The organism is Archangium sp. (assembly GCF_057119385.1).
Genome location: NZ_DBNGVP010000142.1, coordinates 1 through 3,450, shown reverse-complemented (window position 1 = coordinate 3,450; position 3,450 = coordinate 1). Strand labels below are relative to the sequence as shown.

The following is a 3,450-nucleotide window of genomic DNA, read 5'->3' as shown; positions in this document are numbered from 1 at the left end:
GTCCGTTCCTCCCAACTCGTCCCGGGCTTCTTCTTCTCATCCATGCGTGCTCCTCGCTGGCCTCTCCGCCCACCGGGGGCCCGGGACGCTTGTTCGCATGGAGCCGAGCCCTCGAGCCAGGAGTTGCCCGGTGCTTCCGGTGCGTCCTACCGTACAGGTGCGCTGTCGACCTGTGCTGCACCTTCTCTCCACGTCAGGCGGCGCTCGCCGTCCTGGCTGCCGCTCGGCCCGCGTGAGCCCAAAGCTGGAACCTCGAGCACGGCCATGGCGAGCCGTGCCGAGCCTCAGGGCGTGGAGCGCCCGCCGATCTCCGGGAAGCGCGCGTAGGCCCGTTTGAGTGCGTCCAGGTGCGCGGGGTTGTCCAGGTCGAGCGGCGCATCGGTGAGCCTGACAACCCATCCGCCCGTCACGGTCTGTCGGGAGCGCGAAAGCAGTTCCGTGTCGCGGGCCGGGTCTGGGAATCCGATGGCGCGTGCGGCAGCGGCCGACCAGTAGTTCAGCCACCCCAGGCGATGCGGAATCTCAGGCGCGCGGATGGAGTCTGGGAACCTGAGCGCAGGCAACCCCCGTGGCGGGAGCCCCGGCTTGCGCAGTGGATCGCGCGTCTGCCGCGAAATCTCGGCGCCCGCGCTGAGTGGCGTCACATCCCCCCAGAATCCGCGAGATGCCTCTCCTATCGCCTCCAGCACATCCTCTGCCTGCGTGATGCCGACTGCTTCCTGGTACAGCGACCCATGGACTTCAAAGTGCGGCCCGCCCCCCGTGTAAAGACCATTTGGGTTTTCCAAGCCAAATAGCGTCATGGGGCAGTCATCGTCATCGTTGCAAACGAACGGAAACCCGCCATCCGTCCTGCTGGCCGCGAGCCACTCGTCGCGGTCAGGCAATGCAACGATGTCTCCCTTTTCAGAGAGCGTCCACTCCAGTCGCAACCCTGGAAGAGCACGCTCCATTCCATGGATGATTGCGAGGGGCCGCTCATCGCCACTCACGAGTGCGGGGGCGTTGATGATGATGCTGAGCTTGTTTGAATGGGCATTCATGTCAGCACCAGTCCATGAGGACGGCCCTGAGGGTATTGTCCGCGCGTTCCAGCGCGAGTTGATGTGCTTTGCTGCGCACGCCAACGACGAAGTCATACCCACACTCTTCTGCGAGTCTCTTCTCGCGTTGTATTTCCGGCAGCTTCATTTGGATGAAGAAGTCTTGGGATCGCGATTCGTGCTTGTCGAAGGCGTCCGTTTTGACATCCCACAGCGTGCGCGTGGCCAGTTGCAGCGCGTCGAAGTTCTTTCCATTCACGAGCACATCCCAGCCAGGGAAGGTGTTGTTCGGAAGGTTGTCGGCGCATTGGTTGTGCGGGTCATTACCACCCAGGTGTGGCACCGGGACGGGCTTGCACTCCGGGCGGCGCTCTCGCTCCGAGGTTTCGATAGGCCCCAGAGGAGGGAGCTCCGGCCCTTTTGGCTCCGGCTTGGGCCTTTTCGTCGGCGAGGGTTGTTGCGGAGCGGGCCTGGCCTCAGGTGCGGGCTTCACTTCTGGCACGGGCCGCGTTTCAGGCGTGGGCCTTGTTGTCTCGGGCTCGGCCCATTTCCGCTCATACGCATCCAGCGCCTCTTTGATGGCAAAGCCCACCACGACCACGCCCGCGACGATCACCGCTCCCACGACGATCTCCGGTGCCGCCAGCACGCAGATGCCGAGTCCCATGCCAGCCGCCCCCGCGGAGGCAACCGCGCATCTTCCCGTGGGGTCGTTGAACCGGATGCGCTCATGGTCGAGGGCCTGAAAGCATCGCTCCACCAGCACGGGCCAGGGCAGGGATGCCTCCTGGACAACGCAACGCCCCCCGTCCGTCCAGGGCAGCTTCGCCGCTCGCTGGAGGTTGGCGAGCCTCGGGTCCTGAACGGCAGGCTCTCCTGGGGCTGGCGGTGTCGTCGTACAGGCCGAGACGAAGAGCAGAAGTGCGATGCACGCCCGGAAACGCATGGCCACGTCCTCCAACCCATTCATGGCCGGGAATGGTGTCAGGCACTTCGTGGCGGCGCCACTCACTGCCCGAGCGACTGGGGCGGCGGCCTGGCGATGAAGGCGGGCGGTCAGCCCATGGCGCCGTTGGCGCGGAGGACCTGGGCCGTTGATCCACCCGCCGTCCGGCCCGGCGAGGTGTTACCGAGCACGCTGGATGAGGGAGATCGGCCCGGAATCGGACCGACTGGATGATGGGAGAAGCCGTAGGGGAGTGGGGCGGCCCATCACCCAGCAGGTTCGGGTAAAGGAGTGACGGGTGAGGTAGTGCGCGAGCCCCAGGAGGGCGGGGACCACGCGGCGCAGTGCCGCTCCGAGGGCCCGATTCGGGCGCGGAGAAAAAGAGGCCCGTGACCGTGTAGCAGCACGGCACGGGCCAGGGCTCCGCGGAGACATTGGAGAAAGAGAAGCGGAGCAGCCAAGGAATCATCCGAGTCGCGGGCCAGCGCATTGCCCTGCACCCGGTGGACCCGGTGCGCAACTCCCGGCGCTCTCGCCCCAGGCGCCGCCCCCACCTGGACGAGACGGCTCCCCGCCACACGGCCTTCGACCCGCCGCGCGCCCTGCTGGACAAGGCCGTGGGCCGCCCTCCCGCCCACGCCGCCGGCGAGGACGGGGGTGAGGCATGACGCCCTCCTACCTCTCCCACTTCGGCCTCTCCCTGGCTCCCTTCTCCAAGGAGATTTCCGACGCCGACCTCTGGCTGCCCTCCTCCAAGAGCGCGCTGGTGGAGGAGCTGTGCGAGGCCCTGCGTCAGCGCCAGAGCGTGGTGCTCACCGGCGAGCCGGGCGTGGGAAAAACCTGCGTGCTGCGCGCGCTGCGCCACCGGCTGCCCCACGGCGGCTTCCGCCTCACCTCCTGCCACAACGCCACCCTGGGCCGGCGCGACTTCTACCGCCAGCTGTGCCTGGCGCTGGGCCTCAAGCCCTCGGCCACCGCGGCGGCTGTCTTCTACGCCGTGGCCACCCACGTGGAGCAGCTGGGCCAGGAACGAACCCACCCCGTGTTTCTCCTGGACGAGTCCCACCTGCTGCACCAGGACGTACCAGGGGGCCTGCACATACTCCTCAACTACCAGTGGGACTCCCAGGCCCTGCTGAGCCTGGTGCTGGTGGGCCTGCCGGAGCTGGAGGGCCGCCTGTCGCGCCGGCACAATCGCAGCCTCTACTCCCGGCTGCACACCCGCCTGCACCTCACCCCCCTGTGTCCCGAGGACACCGCCGAGTACCTGCGCGTGCGCCTGGAAAAGGCCGGGTGCGAGCGCGAGCTGTTCGCCTCCGACGCCGTGGCCATGCTGCACGAGGCGGCCAGCGGCGCCCTGCGCGACATGGACCGCCTGGCCACCGCCGCGCTGCGCGAGGCCGCTCGCAAGAAGAAGAAGCTGGTGGAGCGCGACACCCTGGCGCGTGTCCTCGACACCGG

Annotated in this window: 4 protein-coding genes; 2 read left to right on the top strand and 2 right to left on the bottom strand. The window is 67.6% G+C overall.

What is annotated here, in order from left to right; genetic code table 11:
• Positions 1 to 284: 284 nt before the first annotated feature.
• Entirely contained in the window at positions 285 to 1,043 is a 759-nt protein-coding gene (locus AC16DP_RS34120; RefSeq protein WP_329734287.1) for a DUF5953 family protein, read from the bottom strand.
• Position 1,044: 1 nt separating this feature from the next.
• Positions 1,045 to 1,710 carry a DUF6310 domain-containing protein gene (locus AC16DP_RS34115; RefSeq protein WP_329734288.1) on the bottom strand — a complete coding sequence of 222 codons (666 nt, stop codon included), beginning with the start codon at positions 1,708 to 1,710 and terminating at the stop codon, positions 1,045 to 1,047.
• Between the two features lie 713 nt (positions 1,711 to 2,423).
• Between AC16DP_RS34115 and AC16DP_RS34110 the strand changes: the two genes are divergently transcribed.
• On the top strand, positions 2,424 to 2,657 hold the full coding sequence (locus tag AC16DP_RS34110; protein WP_329734289.1) for a hypothetical protein: 234 nt from the start codon (positions 2,424 to 2,426) through the stop codon (positions 2,655 to 2,657).
• Positions 2,654 to 3,450: ExeA family protein (locus tag AC16DP_RS34105; RefSeq protein ID WP_483956926.1), on the top strand; the 797-nt coding region annotated here is incomplete at its 3' end. The genes AC16DP_RS34110 and AC16DP_RS34105, both read left to right, overlap by 4 nt.